At 68.4% G+C, this 21,810-nt stretch carries 26 protein-coding genes and 1 tRNA gene; 10 read left to right on the forward strand and 17 right to left on the reverse strand.

All coding sequences use genetic code 11. From position 1 onward, the window contains the following. Positions 1 to 2: 2 nt before the first annotated feature. Together EJ105_RS18100 and EJ105_RS18105 are read right to left on the reverse strand one after the other, a co-directional pair. Positions 3 to 782 carry a DUF1499 domain-containing protein gene (locus tag EJ105_RS18100; RefSeq protein ID WP_250167443.1) on the reverse strand — a complete coding sequence of 260 codons (780 nt, stop codon included), beginning with the start codon at positions 780 to 782 and terminating at the stop codon, positions 3 to 5. A gap of 41 nt (positions 783 to 823) precedes the next feature. Further along, a complete protein-coding gene (locus EJ105_RS18105) occupies positions 824 to 1,567 on the reverse strand; it encodes an HAD family hydrolase (RefSeq protein ID WP_029555759.1) in 744 nt (247 codons plus the stop codon). 119 nt (positions 1,568 to 1,686) lie between these two features. Here EJ105_RS18105 and EJ105_RS18110 point away from each other — a divergent pair, with 119 nt between their 5' ends. Beyond that, a complete protein-coding gene (locus EJ105_RS18110; RefSeq protein WP_250167444.1) occupies positions 1,687 to 3,054 on the forward strand; it encodes an extensin family protein in 1,368 nt (455 codons plus the stop codon). 88 nt (positions 3,055 to 3,142) lie between these two features. Here EJ105_RS18110 and EJ105_RS18115 read toward each other — a convergent pair whose 3' ends face one another. Next, positions 3,143 to 3,655 carry a L,D-transpeptidase family protein gene (locus tag EJ105_RS18115; RefSeq protein ID WP_038193981.1) on the reverse strand — a complete coding sequence of 171 codons (513 nt, stop codon included), beginning with the start codon at positions 3,653 to 3,655 and terminating at the stop codon, positions 3,143 to 3,145. Between the two features lie 404 nt (positions 3,656 to 4,059). On the opposite strand from EJ105_RS18115, the gene EJ105_RS18120 reads away from it, so the two are divergent. Then, on the forward strand, positions 4,060 to 4,263 hold the full coding sequence (locus EJ105_RS18120; RefSeq protein WP_024280859.1) for a hypothetical protein: 204 nt from the start codon (positions 4,060 to 4,062) through the stop codon (positions 4,261 to 4,263). A 254-nt stretch (positions 4,264 to 4,517) separates the two neighbouring features. Then, positions 4,518 to 5,492, forward strand: a complete 975-nt coding sequence (locus EJ105_RS18125) for a magnesium transporter CorA family protein (RefSeq protein WP_250167445.1) — start codon at positions 4,518 to 4,520, stop codon at positions 5,490 to 5,492. A gap of 9 nt (positions 5,493 to 5,501) precedes the next feature. On the opposite strand, the gene EJ105_RS18130 is transcribed toward EJ105_RS18125, so the two are convergent. Both EJ105_RS18130 and pdxH read right to left on the reverse strand, forming a co-directional pair. Next, a complete protein-coding gene (locus EJ105_RS18130) occupies positions 5,502 to 6,218 on the reverse strand; it encodes an SDR family NAD(P)-dependent oxidoreductase (RefSeq protein ID WP_155982467.1) in 717 nt (238 codons plus the stop codon). A 124-nt stretch (positions 6,219 to 6,342) separates the two neighbouring features. After that, positions 6,343 to 6,984 (reverse strand): pyridoxamine 5'-phosphate oxidase, encoded by a 642-nt coding sequence (gene pdxH, locus EJ105_RS18135; RefSeq protein ID WP_250167446.1) that lies wholly within the window; start codon positions 6,982 to 6,984, stop codon positions 6,343 to 6,345. A gap of 12 nt (positions 6,985 to 6,996) precedes the next feature. Here pdxH and EJ105_RS18140 point away from each other — a divergent pair, with 12 nt between their 5' ends. The 4 genes from EJ105_RS18140 (at position 6,997) to pap (ending at position 10,690) form a co-directional block, all read left to right on the forward strand. Continuing rightward, positions 6,997 to 7,488, forward strand: a complete 492-nt coding sequence (locus tag EJ105_RS18140) for an RT0821/Lpp0805 family surface protein (protein ID WP_156026249.1) — start codon at positions 6,997 to 6,999, stop codon at positions 7,486 to 7,488. A gap of 146 nt (positions 7,489 to 7,634) precedes the next feature. Next, on the forward strand, positions 7,635 to 8,585 hold the full coding sequence (locus tag EJ105_RS18145) for a DnaJ C-terminal domain-containing protein (protein WP_029555754.1): 951 nt from the start codon (positions 7,635 to 7,637) through the stop codon (positions 8,583 to 8,585). 122 nt (positions 8,586 to 8,707) lie between these two features. Continuing rightward, the gene (locus EJ105_RS18150) at positions 8,708 to 9,160 is read left to right on the forward strand and encodes a MaoC family dehydratase (RefSeq protein WP_029555753.1); all 453 of its coding nucleotides are present in this window, start codon (positions 8,708 to 8,710) and stop codon (positions 9,158 to 9,160) included. 42 nt (positions 9,161 to 9,202) lie between these two features. Next, positions 9,203 to 10,690 carry a polyphosphate:AMP phosphotransferase gene (gene pap, locus EJ105_RS18155; protein WP_250167447.1) on the forward strand — a complete coding sequence of 496 codons (1,488 nt, stop codon included), beginning with the start codon at positions 9,203 to 9,205 and terminating at the stop codon, positions 10,688 to 10,690. On the opposite strand, the gene EJ105_RS18160 is transcribed toward pap, so the two are convergent. Then, positions 10,687 to 11,691 (reverse strand): MBL fold metallo-hydrolase, encoded by a 1,005-nt coding sequence (locus EJ105_RS18160; RefSeq protein WP_250167448.1) that lies wholly within the window; start codon positions 11,689 to 11,691, stop codon positions 10,687 to 10,689. The genes pap and EJ105_RS18160 overlap by 4 nt on opposite strands. Before the next feature lie 36 nt (positions 11,692 to 11,727). After that, positions 11,728 to 12,102, reverse strand: coding sequence for a winged helix-turn-helix transcriptional regulator (locus EJ105_RS18165; protein WP_250167449.1), 375 nt, complete (start codon positions 12,100 to 12,102; stop codon positions 11,728 to 11,730). A 178-nt stretch (positions 12,103 to 12,280) separates the two neighbouring features. Here EJ105_RS18165 and EJ105_RS18170 point away from each other — a divergent pair, with 178 nt between their 5' ends. Beyond that, a complete protein-coding gene (locus EJ105_RS18170) occupies positions 12,281 to 13,297 on the forward strand; it encodes a zinc-binding alcohol dehydrogenase family protein (protein ID WP_250167450.1) in 1,017 nt (338 codons plus the stop codon). A 14-nt stretch (positions 13,298 to 13,311) separates the two neighbouring features. On the opposite strand, the gene EJ105_RS18175 is transcribed toward EJ105_RS18170, so the two are convergent. Further along, positions 13,312 to 13,386: transfer RNA gene (locus EJ105_RS18175), tRNA-Gln, on the reverse strand. A gap of 265 nt (positions 13,387 to 13,651) precedes the next feature. Between EJ105_RS18175 and EJ105_RS18180 the strand changes: the two genes are divergently transcribed. Further along, positions 13,652 to 14,035, forward strand: coding sequence for a hypothetical protein (locus tag EJ105_RS18180; protein ID WP_250167451.1), 384 nt, complete (start codon positions 13,652 to 13,654; stop codon positions 14,033 to 14,035). 105 nt (positions 14,036 to 14,140) lie between these two features. Here EJ105_RS18180 and EJ105_RS18185 read toward each other — a convergent pair whose 3' ends face one another. The 5 genes from EJ105_RS18185 to meaB all read right to left on the reverse strand — a co-directional run bounded on the left by EJ105_RS18185 (position 14,141) and on the right by meaB (position 18,850). Next, a complete protein-coding gene (locus EJ105_RS18185; protein ID WP_250167452.1) occupies positions 14,141 to 14,923 on the reverse strand; it encodes an enoyl-CoA hydratase-related protein in 783 nt (260 codons plus the stop codon). A 469-nt stretch (positions 14,924 to 15,392) separates the two neighbouring features. Beyond that, a complete protein-coding gene (locus EJ105_RS18190) occupies positions 15,393 to 16,208 on the reverse strand; it encodes a TIGR02186 family protein (RefSeq protein WP_250167453.1) in 816 nt (271 codons plus the stop codon). After that, complete coding sequence (locus tag EJ105_RS18195) at positions 16,205 to 17,131, reverse strand: sulfite exporter TauE/SafE family protein (protein ID WP_250167454.1); 927 nt, start codon at positions 17,129 to 17,131, stop codon at positions 16,205 to 16,207. Before EJ105_RS18195 ends, EJ105_RS18190 begins: the two co-directional genes overlap by 4 nt. Positions 17,132 to 17,199: 68 nt before the next feature. Beyond that, entirely contained in the window at positions 17,200 to 17,847 is a 648-nt protein-coding gene (locus tag EJ105_RS18200; RefSeq protein ID WP_250167455.1) for a pyroglutamyl-peptidase I, read from the reverse strand. Between the two features lie 16 nt (positions 17,848 to 17,863). Continuing rightward, positions 17,864 to 18,850 carry a methylmalonyl Co-A mutase-associated GTPase MeaB gene (gene meaB / locus EJ105_RS18205; RefSeq protein WP_250167456.1) on the reverse strand — a complete coding sequence of 329 codons (987 nt, stop codon included), beginning with the start codon at positions 18,848 to 18,850 and terminating at the stop codon, positions 17,864 to 17,866. Positions 18,851 to 18,942: 92 nt separating this feature from the next. Here meaB and EJ105_RS18210 point away from each other — a divergent pair, with 92 nt between their 5' ends. Beyond that, positions 18,943 to 19,149 (forward strand): CsbD family protein, encoded by a 207-nt coding sequence (locus EJ105_RS18210; protein WP_029555742.1) that lies wholly within the window; start codon positions 18,943 to 18,945, stop codon positions 19,147 to 19,149. Between the two features lie 64 nt (positions 19,150 to 19,213). Here EJ105_RS18210 and folK read toward each other — a convergent pair whose 3' ends face one another. From folK to EJ105_RS18230, 4 genes are all read right to left on the reverse strand, one after another. After that, positions 19,214 to 19,711 carry a 2-amino-4-hydroxy-6-hydroxymethyldihydropteridine diphosphokinase gene (folK, locus tag EJ105_RS18215; RefSeq protein WP_250167457.1) on the reverse strand — a complete coding sequence of 166 codons (498 nt, stop codon included), beginning with the start codon at positions 19,709 to 19,711 and terminating at the stop codon, positions 19,214 to 19,216. Then, the gene (gene folP, locus EJ105_RS18220; protein ID WP_250167458.1) at positions 19,708 to 20,544 is read right to left on the reverse strand and encodes a dihydropteroate synthase; all 837 of its coding nucleotides are present in this window, start codon (positions 20,542 to 20,544) and stop codon (positions 19,708 to 19,710) included. Before folP ends, folK begins: the two co-directional genes overlap by 4 nt. A 153-nt stretch (positions 20,545 to 20,697) precedes the next feature. Continuing rightward, positions 20,698 to 21,354: a peptide-methionine (S)-S-oxide reductase MsrA gene (msrA, locus tag EJ105_RS18225; RefSeq protein WP_250167459.1), complete on the reverse strand. Its 657-nt coding sequence runs from the start codon at positions 21,352 to 21,354 to the stop codon at positions 20,698 to 20,700. Positions 21,355 to 21,493: 139 nt separating this feature from the next. Then, on the reverse strand, positions 21,494 to 21,808 hold the full coding sequence (locus EJ105_RS18230; protein WP_024280838.1) for a hypothetical protein: 315 nt from the start codon (positions 21,806 to 21,808) through the stop codon (positions 21,494 to 21,496). Positions 21,809 to 21,810 lie beyond the last annotated feature (2 nt).

A 21,810-nucleotide genomic window follows, 5' to 3' on the forward strand; every position in this document is an offset into this window, starting at 1 on the left:
ACTCAGCGCCGCCGCCGCTCGGCTGCGAGGTCCGCCATCAGCGCCTCGATGCGCTGGGCGTTGGTGCCGAGGTCATGGATGCCGTAGCGGGCGGAGGAGCGCACATCGACCCGCGCCCCCTTCGCGGTTGGCCGAATGCGGATCGAGACGTCGCTGCGGAAGCCCATGACGGGCGAAACCGCCACGGCCTCGATCTGACCGTCGCGCCGGGTTCCGCGCGGGGGAATCGCATCGAGGATGTGCCAGCGCCGCTTCTGTACCAGGGCAAGGACGGTGTTGAACGCCTCTTCCGGCGTCGCCGTGAGGTCGACCGGCTTGATGCCGGGATAGGCCATGCGCTGGGTCTCGGCCGCCGCCGCCCCGCCGAAGGCAAGGCTGTTGGCATCCCGGGGGTGGGCCAGCATGAGGGCGCGAAAGCGGGGCGGATCGGTGGGGTCCGTCGCGATATCGGTTAGCTTTGGCAGCATCATGCCACGGGCGAGGACGGCTGCAGGCCCGGCGAGAACCAGGCCGCCTATGGCGACCGCAGCAATGGCGCGGCCGATGCCGAGCCATCCCGTTTCCCAGGTGATGAAGAAGGCGACGATACCCATGGCGGCGGCGATGAGCGCCATGCCGAGCCCCGCCGACAGCGTGGCGATGGCCGGTTGGAAATCCAGCATTCCCGCGCGATAGAGACCGGCAGCAAGCGCCACCACGGGCACCGAGAACAGCGCCAGCCGAAAGCTCCAGCGGGCCAGCGGTGAATAGCGCTCCTCGGTGTAAAGCCGGCGTCTGATCATCCTGCGGCCTGTGGTGCGCGTCCTGCGCCGTTGCCGGTTGGTTAGACCGCGTTTTCGGCGGCGAGGGAAGAGGCTTTGCCCCCCGAGGCGAGGAGGACCTCGGGCAGGTCGTCCACGCTGTCCACCACGAGATCCGCATCGGTGACGAGATCGTCCACCGGCGCCGGCCCGCTGCGCACCAGGATGAAGCGCGCGCCCGCCCCACGTGCGGCCGCAAGGTCGTGGGCACTGTCGCCGATCACTGCCATTGCGTATGGGCGGTGGCCGAACCGCTCGGCGAAAGCCGCCACCATTCCCGGACCCGGCTTTGAGCCGAAGCCGGAATCATAGCCGTGAACCGCGTCGAGAAGATCGAGAAAGCCGAGGGCTGCCGCCTGCTGACGGGCGTTCTCTTCCGCGTCATTGGTGACGATGCCGAGGGCGAAGCCTGCCGCCTTCAGCCGTTGCAGCGCCCGGGCGGGATGGCCGATGGGCGTGAGGTTGGCGAGACCCTCGGCCGCGAACAGGCGATCGATCTCCGCGAGGAAACCGGCATCGGCGGGGCGGCCCAGAGCGTGAGCCCAGAGCGGGCCATAATGGGCCGACGAGCCGGAAACGAGGGGCGAGGTGGGCAGGAAGCGTTCCTCGTCGGGGAGATAGTGGCTCACCGCCTCTAGCCGGGCGACGGCATGGGCGTCATCGCGCGCCATCTGCCGCATGACCGCACCGGCCGCCCGACCCCAGGTGCGGTCGAAGTGAACCAGGGTGCCGTCCTTGTCGAAAAGCAGCGCGGTCAGATCCTGCATGGGTTCATCCGCTGGGCGGGGAGGGGCTCCCGCAGGCCGGCTCGACCGCAGCGGAGGACGTCTTTAGTATCACGTGTATGTCATCCAGACGACCCGCCGCTCCGAGCCGTTCCCTAACCATGCCCGACGCAGCGCTGCGGAGGACGGTGCCGTGGACGGCGGGGATACCGGTCGCCGTATGCATCGGCCTGGTCGCATTCACGATGCCCGGCCCATCAAGCGCGGCGACCCCGCTGCCGCCCGTCAAGCCCAAGGATCTCAAGGCGTCCTCCTCTTCTGCGGTTGCGCGGGTGCCTTCCCTGCGCGCGGCGCCGCTTCCGCCGCGGCGCCCGCCGGAACTGGCGGAGGAGGACAGCGCGGCGGAGGCCGATGGGCAGGACGCCGCGCGGCAGGAGGGACCGGTGGACGTGGGCAGGGCAGATCGCTTCGTGCGGGATCCCGTACGGCCTGCGCAGCGGCCGCAGGTGGCCTCGCGGGAGACGGCGCCCGACGCCGCGGTGACCTCCGGCGGCCCGAGAGTCCCGACTCCATCGGCCGTATCTCCCAGCGTGGTGCCATCGCCACCGGCCGGTCCCATGATGATGCCCGCCGCCTGCGCCGATCTGATCGCGGAGGGGGCGATCGAGGCCAGCCTTGAGACGTCCCTCACTCCCAGTCCAGTCTGCGGCACGTTCATCCCGGTCAGACTGACCGCGGTTCGGCTGGCTGATGGACGGATGCTTCCGCTGAAGCCGGCCGCGATCTCGCGATGTGAAATGACCGTGGCGGCCGCGGCGTGGATGAGTGAGGCGCTGGCCCCCGCCGTTGCTGCCGCCGGTGGGGAGCTGACGGCGATCCGCATCGCCGATTCCTACAATTGCCGCCCGCGCAACCGGGTGGCGGGCGCCAAGATGAGCGAGCACGGCCGCGGCAATGCGGTGGATGTGGGCGGCTTCGAGCTGGGCGACGGACGGGTGTGGACGGTCGCGAAGGGGGGCCTGCCGATGGCCCTGCGTGCGTCCATGAAGGACAGTGCCTGCACCCGTTTCGCCACGGTGCTCGGCCCCGGCTCAGACGGTTATCATGAGGATCACATCCATGTGGACCTCGCCCAGCGCCGGAATGACTTCAAGCTGTGCCACTGGAATCTCGACGCCGGTTCAGCTGTGGCATCACGCAAGGACAAGCCGGCGGCGAACGCTCCGGCGGCTTCGACCGGGGGCGGAGATGACGAGGCGGCGGAGAAGGCCGCGGCAGCCGCCGCCGAGAATGCCGAGGCCGAGCCCCAGGCCCAGAGTGCGCCACTTCCCCCGCCCAAGGGCGGGGCTGCAACCGGCAAGCCCACCACCGGCAAACCCGCTACGGGGAAGGGCACGGCGAAAAGTGACGCGCCGGGCGCGGATCGCGCCGCAAAGCCCGGCCAGACGAAGACGTCCCCACCCAAGAATACTCAGACCAAGGACAGTGGCTCAAAGGGCTCCCAGCCAAAGCAGGGGCAGGCCGACTGAAGGCTTCACAGTCTTCCGTAAGGAGAGCACGCAAACAAAAAAAGGGCGCGGCCGAGCCGCGCCCTTTTGCGTCAGACAGCCGTAAGGCTCAGAGCACCACGACCTCGGCGCCAACCGGAACCCGGCTGTAGAGATCGATCACGTCCTCGTTGAGCATGCGGATGCAGCCCGAGGAGATCGCCTGGCCGATGTATTCCGGCTGGTTGGTGCCGTGGATACGGAACAGGGTGTCCTGATTGCCCTGGTAGAGGTACAGGGCGCGGGCGCCCATGGGATTGTGGGGGCCGGGCGCCACATAGGAGGGCAGGCCGGCAATGCGCTGGTGGATTTCCGGCGTGGGAGTCCAGCTCGGCCATTCGGTCTTGCGACCGACCTTGGCCTGGCCGCGGAAGGCGAGGCTTTCCTCGCCGACGGTCACGCCGTAGCGGATCGCCTTACCGTTGCCTTCCACGTAGTAAAGGTACTTGTTCGGGGTATCGACGACCACCGTTCCCGGCTTCTTGTTGGTCGGATACTCAACGATATGCCGCGCATACTGACCCGAAGGCTTCACATTCGGGTACGGCTTGTTTGCAAGAAGCTGCTTGTCACGCGCCGTCATCGCCGTTTCCGGCGCCGGCGCAATTGTCTCGGACACGCAGCCGCTGAGCATCAATCCCGTCAGCAGTGCCCCGACGACCCGCCACATCATAGCTCGCCTCTTTAACTCTTCCCTTGACGCACAAGGAGGATTCGACCCGCAAAAATGAATTAACCCAATGTCCGCTCCGCTAGAAGGGTGTTCAGTTGAGGAGAGGATGCTTGTGAGAAAGCGTTGCAGAAATGCCTCACAGATTGCCCTTTCGGCACCCTCTTTGGAGTTTCGCAAGCTTTGGGGCGCCTACTCTTCGTATGACCGCGGAGAAGTCGCATCGGCTGCACAGTTTTGACGCAGTTGATCGCCATCTCTGGAAGGGTCACGCGAAGGTGCCGCTGCGTAACGGCGCACCACACAGGAGTTGGGACATGTCTACCGGACACCAAGGGCTCAGCCCCCGGGAGGAATCGGATCTGAAGCGTACGGCGCAGAGCCAGCAGTGGCGCGACATCGGCATTTCCGCCGTAGCCGCGGCCGCCCAGCAGGCGAGCGACAAGAAGGCGGTCGAGGCCAAGGCGGCGCAGGCCAACAAGGTCGTCACCCTCAAGGACATCGACTTCCTCGCCGCCTGAGGCGGGAGCGATGGTCCACCCGGAACCGGCGCGGGGGCCGGACCGGGGTGGTGAAAGCGGTGCGCTGGCCGCAAGATGTCACGCATCGACACCCCCACGTCCCGATCGGCGGCGACACCGTTTTGCCGCCGGACGTCCGGATGGGTGGTATCCGTAGCGGGGAGTGGAAGCGGCGGCGGTCGCACCTCCCGATCGGCTCGGTTCCCACACGCCTCGCGGCGGGCTAGAAGGGCGGGCCGATCAAGGACCGCCGCATGCTCTTCGCCTATATCGCCAGACAAGGAAGCCTTGAGGCCGTTCCGGTCACGGACGGACCCATCCCCGAGGCCGCGGTCTGGGTCGACCTGATCTCCCCCTCCGAGGCGGACGACGACCGGGCGGAATCGTTCGCCGGCATCTCCGTGCCCACGCGCGAGGAGATGGGCGAGATCGAGCAGTCGAGCCGCCTCTATGTGGAGGACGGCGCGCGCTACATGACCGCCACCATACTCTGCGGCGCCGATACCGAGACGCCGGTGATGCTGGCCGTCACCTTCATCCTCACCCGCAACCGCCTCATCACCGTGCGCTACGGCGAGCCCCGGGCATTCCCCTCGGTCTCCAACCGGCTGGGCAAGTCGTGCCCCGCAACGGTGAAAGGCGAGGATATCCTCATCGAACTGCTGGAGGCCGTGGTGGACCGTTCCGCCGACGTGCTGGAGCAGATCGGCGCGGACGTGGAGCGCATCTCCCGGCGCATCTTCGAGCGTTCGAGTGGTCGGGAGAACGCCAACCAGCGCTACCGCGCCATCCTGTCCCACATCGGCCGCAAGGAGGGGCTCGTCTCCTACGCCCGGGAAAGCCTCGCTTCGCTGCAGCGGCTCATTTCCTTCCTCGGCGCGGACACCGACGGCTCGACCATCGCGAAAGACGGCAAGGCCAACATCAAGTCCATGAGCCGGGACGTGGCCGGACTGTCCGACTATGCCAATTTCCTCGGCGACAAGCTGCAGTTCCTGCTGGACGCCACCATCGGCATGGTGGGCCTGGAACAGAACAACATCATCAAGATCTTCGCCGTGCTCTCGGTGGTGCTCATGCCGCCGACGCTCATCGCCTCGATCTACGGCATGAACTTCCAGCATATGCCGGAGCTGAGCTGGACCTATGCCTATCCGGCGGCGCTCGTCGCGATGGTGATCTCCGGCATCCTGCCCTACGTCTTCTTCAAGTGGCGCGGCTGGCTGTAGACCGCCGCGTCAGACGTGCTGGCCGCCATTGATGTGGATCTCGGCGCCGTTGAGGTAGGAGGAGGTCTCCGTGCACAGCACGTAGATGATCTTCGCCACCTCGTCCGGCGTGCCCAGGCGCTGCATGGGAATCTGCGCCACGATCTTGTCGGTGCCCGGCGAGAGGATGGCGGTGTCGATCTCGCCCGGCGCGATGGCGTTCACCCGGATGCCCCTGCGACCAAAGTCGGAAGCCATCTCCCGCGTCAGGGAGGCCAGCGCCGCCTTCGAGGTGGCATAGGCCGCGCCGGCGAAGGGGTGCACCCGCGAGCCGGCGATGGAGGTGACATTCACCACCGAGCCCTGCGCCTTCTCCAGTTCCGCCGAAAGCCCGCGGGCGAGGATGATGGGGGCGAAGAAATTCACCTGGAACACGTCCACCCAGGTCTCTAGGTCGGTGTCCAGCGTACCGAGGCGGGTGCCTCCCTCGCCCTTGGGCGAGATGGCGGCATTGTTGACCAACGCGTCGAGCTTGCCCTCCGGCAGGCGGCTCTTGACCTCGGCGATGGCCGCCTTGGTGCTGGCAGGGCTCGAAAGGTCCACCTGCAGATGGTCTTCGGGGCCGGCACCCCACGGGCACTTCTCCGGAAAAGCATGGCGCGAGCAGGAGATGACGCGCCAGCCGGCGGCGGAGAAGCGCTTCACCGTGGCGTGGCCGATGCCGCGCGAGGCCCCGGTGAGGAGCATGATGCGCGGCCGGTCTTCGGTTTCGGATGTCATGATGTCAGCCTCGGCCACAGCGGGCGAACGTGATGCAGCATCCGCCCACGTCCGGGTCAAGTCCCGTCAGCCCCGCCGCCAGCCCTTTCGGTCAGGGATAGAGCCGCGTCTTGGTCCAGGCCTCGCCCTCGCCGGCGCGGCGGAACACCACGCGGTCGTGCAGGCGGAACGGCCGGTCGTGCCAGAACTCGATGGCCACGGGCAGGATGCGGAAGCCGGTCCAGTGGGGCGGGCGCGGCACGGTGCCGAGGGCATATTTCGCGGTCGTCGTCGCCACGGCGGCCTCGAGCGCAAAGCGGCCTTCCAGCGGGCGCGACTGGGTCGAGGCCCAGGCGCCGATCTGCGAGAGGCGGGGGCGGGTGGCGAAATAGGCGTCCGCCTCCGCGTCGCTCACCTGCTCCACCGGACCGCGCACCCGCACCTGCCGGCGCAGCGACTTCCAGTGGAACACCAGCGCCGCCTTCGGATGGGCCGCCAGTTCACGTCCCTTGGCGCTACCGGTGTTGGTGAAGAAGACGAAGCCGCGTTCGTCCAGCCCCTTCAGCAGCACCATGCGCGCGTCCGGCAGCCCGTCCTCGTCCACGGTGGCAAGGGTCATGGCGTTCGGATCGTTGAGCTCGGACTTGCCGGCCTCCTCGAGCCATTCGGCAAAAAGACGGAAAGGCTCGGAAGATTCGGTGAAATCACCGGATGTTAAGGGATCACGGGGTTCCATGGTGTCGCTCGCCGTCATGTGGAGCCCCTCGTGTCTGACCGTTCGCACGCCTCTCCGGGCGGCTTCATCGTTCTATATAGAAGTGTCGGGCGCCCGCGCGAAGGGCTCGCGGCCATGGCAGGCGCGTGTCTTCTCGCCGCGCTCCTGTCCGGTTGCGCCAGCGCGCCGTTCCACGACGACGATTCGCTCGTCACCGGCTCCATCAAGGCGACGCAGGTCTCGCTGCCGGTGCCGGAAGGGCCGGCCCCCAAGGGCATCACCGCCGGCGACTGGACGCAGGCCAAGCTCGCCCTCGACCAGGCGCTCGCCGCCCGGGATGGCGACGTGTCGGTGCCGTGGGACAATCCGGAGACCGGCGCCCGTGGCACGGCGACCCCGGTCGGCCCGACCCAGGCCGGTTGCCGCGGCTTCATGATCTCGCTGGTGGACGGCAAGTCCGCCGACCGCTGGGTGCAGGGCGAGGCGTGCAAGGGCCGCACCGGCACAACGCTCAACCAGGTCCGCCTGCTCGGTCGCGCCTGAGCCTTCTCCCGAGGAGTGGCGCGGAAAACGGGCATGGCGCACAAAAGCGCAATCCGGTTGAGCGGTGCCGTTGCATTTTCTGCGCCGCGGAACCACATGTTCCCTGCGGCTGGCCGCCTGAGTGCCGGCCGGCGAGGTGACTATTCATGCGTGATCCCTACGACGTCCTCGGTGTTTCCAAGACCGCCGACGAGGCAGAGATCAAGCGCGCCTACCGCAAGCTCGCGAAGAAGCTCCACCCGGACGCCAATGCGTCCGATCCCAAGGCCCAGGACCGCTTCGCCGAGCTGAACACGGCGCACGAGATTCTCTCCGACAAGGAGAAAAGGGGCCAGTTCGACCGCGGCGAGATCGACGCGGAGGGCAAGCCGCGCGCTCCGGAATTCACCGGCTTCGGTGGCGGCGGCCCCCGGCGCGGGCCCGGCGGCTTTTCCGGCTTCGACGGCGACACGATTTTCGAGAGCTTCTCCTTCGGTCCCGAAGGAGCCCGGCGCACGTCCCGTGGCGGCGGTGGCGGGTTCGAGGATATCGGCGACATCTTCGGCTTCGGTCGGCAGCGCCGGTCCGCCGGTGGCGGCTTCGCGCCCCAGCCGGGCGCCGACATGGAAATCACGCTCCCCGTCTCCTTCGAGGAGGCGACGCAGGGGGCGTCGAAGCGTGTCGGGCTGCCCAACGGCAAGCAGATCGATATCAAGATCGCCCCCGGCACCCGCGAGGGGCACCGGATGCGCCTCAAGGGGCAGGGCGAGCCGAGCCCCATGGGCGGCCCGGCCGGCGATGCCTACGTGACCATCTCCTATGCCAGCCATCCGCTGTTCGAGCGTGATGGCGACGACCTCAGGCAGTCTCTGGACGTGCCGCTCGCCGATGCGGTGCTCGGCGCCAAGGTGCGGGTGCCGACGCTCACCGGCGCGGTGGAACTCGCCATCCCGGCCTGGACCTCCGGCGGGCGCACCTTCCGCCTGCGCGGCAAGGGCCTGCCCAATGCGACAGGGGGCCACGGCGACTTGCTGGCGCGGGTGAACGTGGTGCTGCCGGCGGAGAAGAGCGCGGAGCTGGAAGAGCTGATGCGCAAGCTCAAGGGAGAGGCGGCCTAAGGCCGCCTCCTTCTGCCATCCGGCTTGCCTGCGACGTTCCGGCTTACCATTTCGGCCGGCTTTCCACCCGTGCGGCAGGCTTCTAGAGTGCGCGCCCCGACAAGCATAACGGAAGCGCGCCCATGTTCCTCGAATTGCAGAACCTCTTTTTTGAAGACCTGACGGTTGGGCGCATCGAGCGCATGTCGAAGACGGTTTCGTCGTCCGACATCGTAGGCTTCGCCGAGCTGACCGGCGACCGCAATCCCATCCATCTGTCCCAGCATTTCGCCGCGCGCACGCCCTTCGGCGGCCGGATCGCCCATGGCCTTTATACGGCGAGCCTGATCTCCGCCGTTCTCGGCACCCGCCTTCCGGGTCCGGGCGCGGTCTACATCTCCCAGACGCTGAACTTCCGGGCCCCCGTGCGCATCGACGACACTGTGGAGGTGGAAGTGCGCGTGGTGGAGCTGATCCCCGAGCGCTTCCGCGCGCGGCTCTCCTGCATCTGCACGGTGAAGGGCGAGGTGGTGCTGGACGGCGAGGCGTGGGTGAAGGTGCCGTCCGCCGCCACCCAGAAGGTTGCATCGGCCTGAGCGGTCGTCCACGCTGCCTCCCCCGGCACGAGGAGAGGCGGCATGTTCGAATCCGCGACGTTCGCGCATCATCTCGACAAGGCCGCCTTCAAGGCGATGGAGCCCAGCCTGCGCGAGGATTTGCTCACCGCGCAGTTCCAGCTGATCGAGCAGAAGCGGCGCAGCCTCATCGTTCTCATCCATGGTCCCGACGGTGCCGGCAAGGGGGCGGTGCTGAACCGCCTCTATGGCTGGCTGGATGTGCGCAAGCTCCAGACGCTGACCTTCGACATGCCCTGCGCGCCGGAAGATCGTCCGGCCATGTGGAAATACTGGCGCGAGCTGCCGCCCTTCGGCCAGATCGGCATCATGCTCGGCTCCTGGTACCACGCGCCCCTGTGCAAGAGGGCGCTGGACGAGATGAAGCGCGGCGACTTCATGGCGGCGCTGGAGGAAATCCAGCGCTTCGAGGCGATGCTCCACGCCGAGGGCGTGAGCCTGCTCAAGATCTGGCTCTATCTGGATGCGGAGGAGGCGCGCGTCCGCCTCAAGGGCGTCACCAAGGGCGACTGGCAGCGCCCCGTGGTGCGGGAATGGGAGGAGCTGAAAGGCGCCGGCCCGCGCAAACGGCTGCTCGCCATCTCCGAGGACGCCGCCCGGGCCACCTCCACCGAAACGTCGCCCTGGCATGTGGTGCCGGCGGCCGACGAGGAGTATCGCGACGCCATGGCTGGCAGCCTGCTGCTGGAAAAGCTGCGCACCCTGGTCGCTGAGCCCGAGCCGGCGCCCCAGCCGCTCGCGCCCAACCCCACGCGGCTGCCCCCGGCGCTGCCGGCCTTCTCCATCCTTTCCACGCTGGACCTGTCGAAATCTCTCAGTGAGGACGATTACGACCGCCAACTGGCGCAGGAGCAGAGCCGCATCACCCGCCTCACCAATTCCCCGCGCTTTGCCGATGCGGGGCTGGTGGTGGCGTTCGAGGGCTCGGATGCGGCGGGCAAGAGTTCCACCATCATGCGGCTGCGGCGGGCGCTCGATCCGCGCCGCTTCCGCGTCCATCCCATTGCCGCCCCGACCGACGAGGAGCGGGCGCGGCCCTATCTCTGGCGCTTCTGGCGGCACATTCCGGCCCATGGGCGCACGGTCATCTTCGACCGGTCCTGGTACGGCCGCGTGCTGGTGGAACGGGTGGAGGGCCTGTGCGGGCCGGACGACTGGGGCCGCGCCTATGGCGAGATCAACGATTTCGAGGCCCAGCTCTCGGCGGCGCACTATGTGGTGGTGAAGTTCTGGCTCGCCATCAGCCAGGAGGAGCAGGCCCGCCGCTTCGAGGAGCGCGAGACCGTCGCCTACAAGCGCTTCAAGCTGACCCCCGAGGACTGGCGCAACCGGGAGAAATGGCCGCTCTACGAGGCGGCCGTGACCGAGATGGTGGACCGGACCTCCACCCGCGTCGCCCCGTGGACGCTGGTGGAATCCGAAGACAAGCGCTACGGCCGGGTCAAGGTGCTGAAGACCATCGCCGACCGGCTGGAAGCGGCGCTCGGCTAAGCGCGCGCCTCCCACACCTGCCCCGGGTGAAGCGGCAGGAAAAGGTGCCGCGCGATGCCCGCGGCGTCCAGCGCCTCGCCCAGCGCCCGCTTCGGCGCATCCTGCCCTTCGTCCGTGAGGCGGAACGTACCCCAGTGGATGCCCAGGCCCTGCGTGGCGCCGGTGTCCTCCAGGATGCGCACGGCCTCCTCGGGATTGGTGTGCTGCGGTGCCATGAACCAGCGCGGCTCGTAGGCGCCGATGGGGATCAGCGCCACGCGCGGCGCGCCGAACGCGCTTTTGACCGACCGGAAGATGGCGCCGGTGCCATAGCCCGTATCGCCGGCGAAATAGATCAGCCCTTCCGGCGTCGCCAACACGAAGCCGGCCCACAGGGCGAACCGCCGGTCCCTTATGCCGCGCGCCGACCAGTGGTTCGCGGGATGGACGATCGCCTCCACGCCCGCGCCGAGATCGAAGCGTTCTCCCCAGTCGCCGGTGGTGATGTCGAGGGCCTTGATCTGCGGGCGCAGGATCTTGTCGTTGCCGAGCGGCGTCAGCACGCGCGGGCGGTGGGTGCGCTGGAGGCGACGCAGCGTCGCGAGATCCATGTGGTCGTAGTGGTTGTGGCTGAGCAGCACCCAATCGATGGGCGGCAGCGCGCCGAAGTCTATGCCGGGCGGGGTGTGCCGCTTCGGCCCCAGCAAGCGGAGCGGGCCTGCGCGCTCCGACCAGACCGGATCGGTGAGGATGTTCAGCCCCGCCACCTGGATGAGCACGCTGGCGTGCCCGACCATGGTGATGCGGATGCCGGACGTCACGCGCGGAGGCGGCGTCTCCTGCCGTACGGGGAGTCGCGGCTCGGCCGGCCAGCCGACGGGCACGGGCTCCTGTCCCCGCTTGGCGCGGCGCCAGGCGAGAAGATCCTTCAGGCTCTTGTCGGTGGAGGGGTGGTCGGGATTGAAGAAGCGCGTGCCGTCGAAATGATCCGAGGGCGGGCCATTATGATACGGACGGGGCATGGCCCGACACTAGCCGAATTTGGTGGTGATGGCGCCCTATTCGGCCGCCAGCGCGTGCTCGGCATGGGGAAACGGGCAGGCCGCGCCCTGCAGATGGCCGCGGCCGAAATCGGCCAGCGCCTCCACGACGCCGCGCAGGGCCTCCCCCTTCTGCGTGAGCCGGTAGCCGACTTGCGGCGGCACGGTGGGATAGACCCGGCGCTGCACCAGCCCGTCCGCCTCAAGCTCGCGCAGCGCCTTGGAGAGGATGCGCTGCGTCACGTTCGGCATCCTCCGGCGCAGCTCGGAGAACCTCAGCTCGCCGCCCAGGAGGTGATGGAGGGTCGCGCCCTTCCACTTGGCGCCGATCAGCGCCAGCGTCGCTTCCACGGGGCATCCCGTTCCCGGATAGGTCACGTGGCGCGTTGCCAATGCTCGTCCCTCCAGCCGCCGCTATGGCGGCGAAGTATGGCGGAGGGCGATCGCTCACGCCACACGGCGTATCATGACTGATACCAGCCCACCCGATTGTGCCGTCTTGCGCCGCGCGCCGGACGATCAAGATTAGGGGGCACCGGCGCGCGCTGCGCCAGCTTCGAGAGAGATCGTCATGAAGGCCATCGGTTACGTTGCCTCCCGTCCCGCCGACAGTCCGGATGCCCTGTTCGCCTTCGAGGCGCCGAACCCCGTTCCGGGCCCGCGCGACCTGCTGGTGCGGGTGAAGGCCATCTCGGTCAATCCGGTGGATACGAAGGTGCGCATGCGCCGCCAGGGGACGGCCGAGGCACCGGTGATCCTCGGCTGGGATGCGGCCGGCGTGGTGGAGGCGGTGGGCGCCGACGCCGGAGCGTTCGCGGTGGGCGACGAGGTCTATTATGCCGGTGCCATCACCCGGCCCGGGACCAATGCCGAGCTTCATCTGGTGGACGCCCGCATCGCCGCGCGCAAGCCGCGTACCCTCTCCTTCGCCGAGGCCGCCGCCCTGCCGCTCACAGCGCTCACGGCCTATGAGAGCCTGTTCGACCGCCTGCGCCTGCCGCGCGGTATCGCCGACGACAAGACGGTGCTGCTGATCGTCGGGGCCGCCGGAGGCGTCGGCTCCATGGCGGTGCAACTGGCGCGCCGGCTCGCCTCCGCCACCATCGTCGGCACCGCCTCCCGCCCCGAGAGCATTGCCTGGGTGAAGGAACTCGGCGCCGACCATGTGATCGACCACACCAAGCCGCTCGCGGGCGAGCTGAAGGCGCTCGGCCTTGGCGGCGCGCATCGCATCTTCAGCATCACCGGCACCCAGCAGCACTGGCCGCAGCTGGTCGAGGCGCTGGTGCCCCAGGGCGCCATCTGCGTCATCGACGATCCCGCTGTGCTCGACGCCACCCTCCTGAAGCCAAAGAGCGGGGCGCTCGCCTGGGAGTCCATGTTCACCCGCTCCATGTTCGAGACCCCGGACATGGACGCCCAGCACCGCATCCTTTCCGAAGTCGCGGGACTGGTGGACGAAGGCCTCCTGCGCACCACCCTCGGCGCCCACTTCGGCGCCATCACCCCGGACAACCTCCGCCGCGCCCACCTCGCGCTGGAGAGCGGACGGTCCATCGGCAAGATCGTGCTGGAGGGCTGGGAGTAGGCTGCATGGCGCGGTGGCTGGGGCGCCTGGATTCGAACCAGGGAATGGGGGAATCAAAATCCCCTGCCTTACCACTTGGCTACGCCCCAACGCGGCGGCGGAACATATAGGCGTGGGGGGCTCATGTCCACGGATCGGCGTGTGATTGCCGATGCGAATGGAGGATGTCGGGCGCGGTGGTTGATGTGCCCGGCACAACGGCGGCGCGGCAGTTGTGCATTGGGATAAATTACGCAGCGTCATCAAATGTTTGTGCCGCGATTTCGCCTTTGTCGCATGGCGTGCTGACGCGGTGTCCGAAACCGGACCGTGCGCCGCGCCGCTTCGCGCGGCCCTCTTTGGAGGCCTGCACCCATGCGTGCACGTACTGCCATCCTCGCCTTCACCTTCGCTGCCGCCTTCGCCGTGCCCGCCTTCGCGCAGAGCACGACAGCCCCCGCCACGACCAAGCCGGCCCCAACTACGCCGCCGGCGGCCGCGACCACGACTCCTGCGCCGACCGCTCCGGCTGCCTCGACGGCCAAGCCGGCGGCAACCGCTCCGGCCGCCACGGGCGCCGGCACTGCGGCCAAGCCTGGTGCGCAGCCCTCGGCTGCGAAGACGGCTGCGCACCAGCGTCAGGAAGCCTGCGGCGCAGAGTGGCGCGCGGCGAAGGCCGCGGGGAAGATTCCCGCCGGTCAGACCTGGCCGAAATACTGGAGCGCCTGCAACACGCGCCTCAAGGCGCAGGGAAAGTAATGGCGCTGGCCTGGGCGCATCGCGTCCGGGCTTTGACGGCCGACGGCGCGATGCGAACAGGTCCAGCCGGCTCTCAGGCGTCGGCTGGTGCGGGTGCCGTGCGGGTCAGCTGCCCGTGAAACGGGGCGCCCGCTTCTCGGCGAAGGCGAGGCGGCCTTCGCGATAATCGGAGCTGGCATTGGCGAGGGCGGTGGCGCGCTTCGCCTCGCCGGTGAGCGGTTGGCTGCCGCTTTCGGCCGCGCGGATGGCGAGCTTGGCAGCCTTGAGCGTCAGGGGTGCGTTCTCGGCGATGCGGTGGAGCGTGCGCTCGGCCAGCGCCTCCACCTCGGCGGCTGGCGCGATGAGGTCGACAGCGCCGACCATGTGAGCGCGCTCGGCCGGGAGGCGATCGGCGGTGAAGAACAGCTGCCGCGCGCCTTGGCTGCCGAAGGCCCGAAGCACCCGACCGAGGCCGCGCGGATCGTAGCCAAGGCCAAGGCGCGCCGCGGGAATGGCAAAGAAGGCGTCGTCAGCGGCGATCCGCATGTCGCAACTCGCCGCCAGCGCAGCCCCCGCGCCGACGCAGGCGCCGCGGATGAAGGCGACCGTCGGGAAGGCCAGACCCTCGATGGCCGAGCACGCCTGCTCCACCAGATCGTCATAGCTCTGCGCACCGGAGGCATCCGAGCGGGCGCTGTCGAAGTCGGAGATGTCCGCACCGCCGGAGAATGCGAGGTCGCCCGCGCCGCGCAGCACCGCCACGCGGATGTCCGAGCGGCGGGTCGCCTCCTGTGCAAAGGCCGAGAGCGCACGCCACATGGTGCTGGAGATGGCGTTGCGGCGCTCCGGATTGGTCAGCGCAAGGCGGGCGATGCCCCCCTCGACGGTGATGGCGATGCTACCGGCCAAGGTCGTCTCCCTGCTCCCCGCCGACGCTCCTTGGGGGCGCGGCTTCTCGCCAGTCGGCGATCGCCGGTGGCTGAGACGTTCCTAGAGCACGGGCCGAGGCCATTGCAACGCCATCGGGCCGAAACGGGATTTCCCGCGGCAGAGTGGTGAAATAGCTGGGCCGCATCCCGGCGTTTGGCGCGGTAAGGGGGTCCGGGACGGCGCAAGTGCGCCGTCCCGTCCCCTACGGGCGCCGGTCAGGGCTTGGCACCCGAAGCACGTCCTTCAGGGCTGCGCGACAGCTGCAAATGCCCTTCGGAAGGTATTATATTATTATGACTATCCCTGCCCCTGTGTGGACGGGGATCAAAGCAGGTTCAAGGAAAAAATGTTCGAACAGCTCTAAATTTCGGGGCTGGTACTCGCATCCGTCTGTTGATCTTCGTTCCGGTTGCATACCAAATCACATCCGATGGCCGCTCTTCACAGCTCATTCCTTGCGGAACAATATGTTGGCGATGAAGCCGACAACCAGACTGCCTAGGGCCACGGCCAGTCCATATAGCAGCGCATCGTTGAGGGCGAACTCTGCTACGCGTTGCTCGAAGCCGATCTTCCGCACGTCGAAATGGGCCTGTTCCGTCGCGGAAATCAGCCCGTTTCGCAGCAGTTTGACCTCGATCTGGTACTGACCGATGGGCGCTGCACCGGGTATGCGGACCTCGGCGCGAAACACGCGGGGCGCGAGGAAGGTGACGCCCTTCGGGTTTTCCTCATAAAGCCCCTGCGCCGATTGCAGGCGGAGGAAGGCGGCCCGGAACGGATCGGTGGGCACCACGTCGGCGAAGTCGCTGCCGACCCGCTGGACGAAGATGTTGCGGGAGAGGCCAATCTGTTCCCGGCGCAGGATCGTGAGGCTGGCCATCTCATCCGTTGGACGGTTCGACAGCACGGTGAGAAAGGCCGGCACGCCGATGAAGGTGCGGCTGTCGGTGTTCACCCACAGGCCGAGCACCTGGGCTTTGCGCCAGGTGGTGAAATCCTCAGCCGGCCCGCGCACCGTGACGACCACGTCGGGCGCATCCTCAAGCGGAGCGCCATCGGTGGTCTCGGCAACGCCGAACACGACGAGCTCGGCACCGGAGAAGCTGGAGGAGATGCTCACCATCTGCTGCGACACCGACAGCACCAGCCGGTCCGCACGCGCCGGCGAGGTGATCACGCCAGCAATCAACGCCAGGGCGAGGAACGCGAACCGGGCGAGCCATGCCGGTCCCGCTCCGGCGCGGTGGCGGACGGGGCTCATCGGATCGTCTCCACCACGGTGACGGCGAAGGTATCGGCCGGCGCGGTCACCAGTTCGGCGCCCACCCGCACCGCCACCGACAGCACCAGAAGCCCGAGCAGCAGCCGCAGGTTCTCCGCCTTCAGCGTCTGCCCGGTGCGGGCTCCGAACTGGGCGCCGACCGTGCCGCCGATCATCATCACCAGCGCCAGCACGGCATCCACCGTGCCGTTGGCGACCGCGTGCAGCACGGTTGCGGCCGCCATGGTGACGAGCGTCAGCACCAGCGAGGTGCCCACCGAGGTCTGGGTCGGGACCCGCAGCAGATAGATCAGCGCCGGCACCAGGATGAAGCCGCCGCCGACGCCCAGCACCGCGCCGAGCAGGCCGATGACATAGCCGATCACGATCACCGGCAAGGCCGAGATGTAGATGCGCGAGCGGCGGAAGCGCATCTTGAAGGGCAGGCGCATGAACAGGGGGCGTGTGCCGGGGCGGCGCACCGGCCGCTGCGCGCCGGATCGTTCCCGCAGGATGGCGCGCACGCTCTCCACCAGCATCAGAGATCCGATGGCGCCCAGCAGCAGCATGTAGGAAAGGCGGATGGCGAGGTCCACCTGCCCGATGGAGCGCAGCCAGAGGAAGAGCAGAACGCCCGACAGGGTGCCCACGAGGCCACCGGAGAGCAGCACCCCGGCCAGCGTCGTATCCACCATGCCCTTGCGCCAGTAGGACAGGGCTCCGGAGAGGGACGAGGCCGCCATGTAGGGCGAGACGCTGGCCACGGCCACCGCCGGGGGAACGCCGGTGAAGATGAGCAGGGGCGTCATCAGGAAGCCGCCGCCCACCCCGAACATGCCGGAGATGAAGCCCACCGCGAGGCCCATCGCGAGGATCGAGAAGATGGCGACGGGCAGCTCGGCGATGGGCAGATAGATCGTCACGGGCCGGCCTTCGGTACGCGGGGATGGGCGAGCCTATAGCGGTTCATGCCCGAAGGCGAAAGCTGTAGCTATTCCATCGACTTAAAGGCGTCAGAGCGGACGGCGGCGGAGGGGCGCCGGGCCTGGGCGGCGAGGGCGAGGACAATCTGCGACAGGCCGCGCCCCATCCGTGCCCGCGAGACGCCGGCTGGCCGGCCCTCGTGCCGTGGCAGGTGAACGAATAGCACCGGCCGCGGGCGCCCGCTCTGCAGCCCAGCCCAGGCGAGGGCGTGGAAATAGCTGGCGTTGCACAGATATCGCCCGGCATCCCGCGAGGGCGCGGCAGGGATGCCGGTCCGGCGCAGGGCATTCGCCAACGGCCCGGCCGGGACGCAGGCGCGCAGGAGGGGCGGTCCGTCAGCCGCGAGATGGCGCGCCGGGGGATGCCGCCGGGCGGCGTCGGGCGCGGGGCGCGTGGCGTTGATCGCCCGCATCTCGATGGAGACGCGGCTCCGTCGGGCTGCAACGCCGAGGAGCAGCACCGCGTCCGGATCGAAAGCTTCGAGGCGCGCATCGAGCCGCGCCAGCGCGTCCCAGCGGGTGGGCAGGATTTCCAGCGCGATCTGGATACCGCAGAGGGCAGGGCGGCGCAGGCGCAGGAGGTCCGACGCGAGCTGCTGCGAGGGGTTCACCGCCACGCCCGGGAACGGGCCGAAGGCGCAGATGAGGATGCGCATCGGCCTGTTCACGGCCTTAAAGCCCGATCAGCCCGGCGATTTCAGCCGCGGCGAGTGCCGGGGAAAGGGCGCCCTCGGCGACCTCCCGCTCCAGCGCCGGCAGCCGGGCCTTTACGCCGGGATCGTGGGCGACCTTCTCGGCCAGGCGCTCGTTCAGCAGGGTCCACATCCAGCGCACTTGCTGGGCGCGGCGGGTGGCGGCGAAGGTGCCGGCCGCCTCGCATTTCTGCCGGTGCAGGACGACCTGCTCCCACACGCCGGGAATTCCGTCCCCGGTCAGCGCGGAATAGGTGAGGACCGGCGGCGACCAGTGCGCCTCCCGCGCCCCGAGGAGGTGCAGCGCGGCGCGATATTCGCCGGCCGCCGCCCGTGCGCGGGGGATGTTGTCGCCATCGGCCTTGTTCACGGCCACGATGTCCGCCAGCTCCAGCACGCCCTTCTTGATGCCCTGCAGCTCGTCGCCCGCGCCGGGCAGCATGAGCACGAGAAACGTGTCGGTGAGATCGGCCACGGCCGTCTCCGACTGGCCGACGCCCACCGTTTCCACCAGCACCACGTCGAAGCCGGCGGCCTCGCACAAGAGCATGGTCTCGCGCGTCTTGGCCGCGATACCGCCCAGCGTGCCGCCGGACGGGGAGGGGCGGATGAAGGCGGCGGGGTCCACCGAGAGGCGCGCCATGCGCGTCTTGTCGCCGAGGATGGAGCCGCCGGTGCGAGTGGAGGAGGGGTCCACCGCCAGTACGGCCACCCTGTGGCCCAGCCCGGTCAGATAGGTTCCCAGCGCGTCGATGGTGGTGGATTTGCCGACCCCCGGCACGCCGGTGATGCCGATGCGATAAGCGTTGCCGGTCTTCGGCAGCAGCGACTGGAGGAGGGCCTGGGCGCGGCGGCGGTGGTCCGCGCGACGGGATTCCACAAGGGTGATGGCCCGCGCCAGCGCGGCCCTCTCTCCCTTCGCGACGCCTGCGGCCAGCTTCTCGTCGTCGTACACCGCGGCGCTCATCGATCTTCCCCTATTAAGCAAAACTTAGCGGAACTCTCGGCCGAGCGTGAACGTTGTTGTCGCATATTTCCACTGCTACGGAGGACGAGCCGATGAATTGGGATCGTGTTGAAGGCAACTGGAAGCAGTTCACGGGCAATCTGAAGGCCCAGTGGGGCAAGCTCACCGACGACGACCTCACCGAGATCAACGGGAACCGCGAGGTTCTCGAAGGCAAGCTGCAGGAACGCTACGGCTATGCGAAGGACGAGGTGAAGCGCCAGGTCGATACCTGGTCCACCAACATCCGGACCATGTGAGCCGAACGCTCCTGCAAGGACGGGCCTCGCGCCCCGGCCCCGCGTCTCTCGGCGCGGGGCATTTTCATGCGTGGGACGCGCTGTCTTCGTGGCGCGTGATGCCGCTCTGGTCCAGCTTTGCCAGCGCCTCCGATGCGCGCACGCCGCCGACCACGATGTCGGGTGCGATCTCGGTGAGCGGCACGAGCGCGAAGGCCCGTTCCATGAGGCGGGGATGGGGAATTTCGAGATCCTCCTCCCGCACGGTCTCATCGCCGAACAGCAGAATATCGATATCGATGCGACGCGGGCCGAAGCGCACCTCGTTGGGACGGTCACGCCCCAGCATCCGCTCGACTTCAAGGCCTAGCGCCAGAAGGCTTTTCGGCCCGATGGGGCTGTCGACCTCCACCACCTGGTTCAGATAGGGCCCCTGTGGCACCGGCCCCCAGGGCGGTGTCTCGTAATAAGAGGAGCTGCGGCGCAGGGTGAGGCCGGCGCGGCACAGGGTGGCCAGCGCCTGCGCCATGGTCTGCGCGCGATCGCCGACGTTGGAGCCAAGGCAGAGATAGGCAACGGTCATGATGCGTCCCGGATCGCCTCGGCGACACGGGCCGCCTGCACATGGGCCGCCACGTCGTGGACCCGGATGATCTCCACCCCATCCATGATGGCGATGACGTTGGAGGCGATGGTCCCCGGCACCCGTTCCTGCGGCGTCGTCTGGATGACCTTTCCGATCAAAGACTTGCGCGACGTACCGAGGAGGATCGGCAAGCCGAGCGCACGCAGCTCCGGCAGGCGGCGGATGGCGGCGAGGTTCTGCGGGAAGCTCTTGCCGAAGCCGATGCCGGGGTCGAGCACGAGCTTCTCCCGCTTCACGCCTGCGCGGTCGGCGATTTCCAGTACCCGCTCAAAGAAGCCCAGCATCTCCGAAACGATATCGAGGGATTCATCCACCTCGGCGCGATTGTGCATCACGACCGCCGCGGCGTCGTAATCGGCCACCACCTTGGCCATGTCGGGATCATGGGTGAAGCCCCACACGTCGTTGACGATGCTGGCTCCGGCTTCCAGCGCGCGGCGGGCCACCTCGGCCTTGTAGGTGTCCACCGAGACCGGCACGCCCATCTCCGCCACAAGGGCGGGAATGACGGGGGCGATGCGCGCCCATTCGTCCTCCGCCGCAACCGGCGTATGGCCCGGCCGCGTCGATTCGCCGCCCACATCGAGGATTTCGGCGCCTTCGGCGACGAGGCGCCGGGCATTGGCCAGAGCGTCGTCGGGCGCAGCGCTGCGGCCGCCGTCCGAGAAGGAATCGGGCGTCACATTGAGGATGCCCATGATGAGGGTGCGCGGCCCGAGGTGTAGGGCGTGGCCGCGCGCGAGGAGGGTACGGGAAGGAGCAGCGGGCATGATGGGGACCAGATGAGAGGCGTCCACTCAAGCCCGCCGCGTGTCGATTTGGCAAGGCGGCGCATCAGCGCCGCCAAAACCGTCGATACCCGGCGCATCAGCGCCGCCAGACCCCGTCAAGGTCAGGCGCGTCAGCGCGGCTTCGCGTTTACCCTACTGCGCGGCGATGCCGGTGCCGATGGGGCAGGAGACGCCGGTGCCACCGAGCCCGCAATAGCCGTTGGGGTTCTTCGCCAGATACTGCTGGTGATAGCCCTCGGCGAAATAGAACGGTCCGAGATCGACAATCTCCGTGGTGATGGCGGGGAAGCCTCGCGCCTTCAGCGCCGGCTCGTAGGCCGCCTTCACCGCCTCCGCCTCGGCGCGCTGCTCCGGCCCGGCGACATAGATCCCGGAGCGGTACTGCGTTCCGACGTCATTGCCCTGCCGCATCCCCTGTGTGGGGTCGTGGCTCTCGAAGAAGAGCTTGACCAGCTCGGCGTAGGACACCACGGCGGGATCATAGGCCACCAGCACCGCCTCGGTATGGCCGGTGCGGCCGGAGCAGACCTCCTCATAGGTCGGGTTCGGCGTATGGCCGGCGACATAGCCGACCGCCGTCGCCCACACGCCGTCCTGCTGCCAGAACTTGCGCTCGGCGCCCCAGAAGCAGCCGAGGGCGAACACGGCGGTCTCGAAGCCCTTCGGATACGGACCCTTCAGGGCGTGGCCGTTGACGTAATGAACTTCGGCGGTGGGGATGGCGGCGGCGCGGCCGGGCAGGGCCTCGGCGGCGGTGGGCAGGTCGAGGGACTTCTTCTGCCAGAACATGGCGGGCTCCTCGTCTCGCAACCGGAGGGCATCGGACCCTGCGGTCACGGCATGGTGTTGGATGGGGCAGGGGGAGAAACCCCGCTGGATCCCCAATATGGGGATGCGGCCGTGCTTGCGCGAGGGGAGGCTTGGCAGATCAGCCGATCTCGAAGCGCGACCGCTCGCGCACCCGGCCGAGGCCCATCAGGATCAGCCCGATCAGCAGGAGCAGCGCGAAGGCCGGCATGGAGAGGAGCGGGAGCAGAACCGTGTTCCACACCGCCGGCATCCCGGCCTTGGCCGAGGTCTCCGCCCGTTCCAGGCTGCCCGGGGCCAAGGCGAACCAGGCATCTCCGGCCGAGGTGAAGACGAGGCCGGAGGCCGCAATGGAGCGCGTGCCATCGACGATGAGCGCGACGAAGCCGCCGGCAAGCAGCCAGAATCCGGTGAAGCGGAGCAGGAAACGGATCATGG

Origin of the sequence: Xanthobacter aminoxidans (genome assembly GCF_023571765.1) — a bacterium.
Lineage (GTDB): Bacteria > Pseudomonadota > Alphaproteobacteria > Rhizobiales > Xanthobacteraceae > Xanthobacter > Xanthobacter aminoxidans.

What these genes read in the sequence shown, in the direction of transcription:
- EJ105_RS18230 (WP_024280838.1), bottom strand. Translation starts at nt 21,808, where the DNA reads ATGATCCGTTTCCTGCTCCGCTTCACCGGATTCTGGCTGCTTGCCGGC.
- EJ105_RS18180 (WP_250167451.1), top strand. Translation starts at nt 13,652, where the DNA reads ATGCGTGCACGTACTGCCATCCTCGCCTTCACCTTCGCTGCCGCCTTC.
- EJ105_RS18125 (WP_250167445.1), top strand. Translation starts at nt 4,518, where the DNA reads ATGCTCTTCGCCTATATCGCCAGACAAGGAAGCCTTGAGGCCGTTCCG.
- EJ105_RS18100 (WP_250167443.1), bottom strand. Translation starts at nt 782, where the DNA reads ATGATCAGACGCCGGCTTTACACCGAGGAGCGCTATTCACCGCTGGCC.
- EJ105_RS18110 (WP_250167444.1), top strand. Translation starts at nt 1,687, where the DNA reads ATGCCCGACGCAGCGCTGCGGAGGACGGTGCCGTGGACGGCGGGGATA.
- pap (WP_250167447.1), top strand. Translation starts at nt 9,203, where the DNA reads ATGTTCGAATCCGCGACGTTCGCGCATCATCTCGACAAGGCCGCCTTC.
- pdxH (WP_250167446.1), bottom strand. Translation starts at nt 6,984, where the DNA reads ATGACGGCGAGCGACACCATGGAACCCCGTGATCCCTTAACATCCGGT.
- EJ105_RS18190 (WP_250167453.1), bottom strand. Translation starts at nt 16,208, where the DNA reads ATGAGCCCCGTCCGCCACCGCGCCGGAGCGGGACCGGCATGGCTCGCC.
- EJ105_RS18105 (WP_029555759.1), bottom strand. Translation starts at nt 1,567, where the DNA reads ATGCAGGATCTGACCGCGCTGCTTTTCGACAAGGACGGCACCCTGGTT.
- EJ105_RS18150 (WP_029555753.1), top strand. Translation starts at nt 8,708, where the DNA reads ATGTTCCTCGAATTGCAGAACCTCTTTTTTGAAGACCTGACGGTTGGG.
- EJ105_RS18200 (WP_250167455.1), bottom strand. Translation starts at nt 17,847, where the DNA reads ATGCGCATCCTCATCTGCGCCTTCGGCCCGTTCCCGGGCGTGGCGGTG.
- folK (WP_250167457.1), bottom strand. Translation starts at nt 19,711, where the DNA reads ATGACCGTTGCCTATCTCTGCCTTGGCTCCAACGTCGGCGATCGCGCG.
- EJ105_RS18130 (WP_155982467.1), bottom strand. Translation starts at nt 6,218, where the DNA reads ATGCTCCTCACCGGGGCCTCGCGCGGCATCGGCCACGCCACGGTGAAG.
- meaB (WP_250167456.1), bottom strand. Translation starts at nt 18,850, where the DNA reads ATGAGCGCCGCGGTGTACGACGACGAGAAGCTGGCCGCAGGCGTCGCG.
- EJ105_RS18160 (WP_250167448.1), bottom strand. Translation starts at nt 11,691, where the DNA reads ATGCCCCGTCCGTATCATAATGGCCCGCCCTCGGATCATTTCGACGGC.
- EJ105_RS18210 (WP_029555742.1), top strand. Translation starts at nt 18,943, where the DNA reads ATGAATTGGGATCGTGTTGAAGGCAACTGGAAGCAGTTCACGGGCAAT.
- EJ105_RS18115 (WP_038193981.1), bottom strand. Translation starts at nt 3,655, where the DNA reads ATGACGGCGCGTGACAAGCAGCTTCTTGCAAACAAGCCGTACCCGAAT.
- EJ105_RS18145 (WP_029555754.1), top strand. Translation starts at nt 7,635, where the DNA reads ATGCGTGATCCCTACGACGTCCTCGGTGTTTCCAAGACCGCCGACGAG.
- EJ105_RS18170 (WP_250167450.1), top strand. Translation starts at nt 12,281, where the DNA reads ATGAAGGCCATCGGTTACGTTGCCTCCCGTCCCGCCGACAGTCCGGAT.
- folP (WP_250167458.1), bottom strand. Translation starts at nt 20,544, where the DNA reads ATGCCCGCTGCTCCTTCCCGTACCCTCCTCGCGCGCGGCCACGCCCTA.
- msrA (WP_250167459.1), bottom strand. Translation starts at nt 21,354, where the DNA reads ATGTTCTGGCAGAAGAAGTCCCTCGACCTGCCCACCGCCGCCGAGGCC.
- EJ105_RS18120 (WP_024280859.1), top strand. Translation starts at nt 4,060, where the DNA reads ATGTCTACCGGACACCAAGGGCTCAGCCCCCGGGAGGAATCGGATCTG.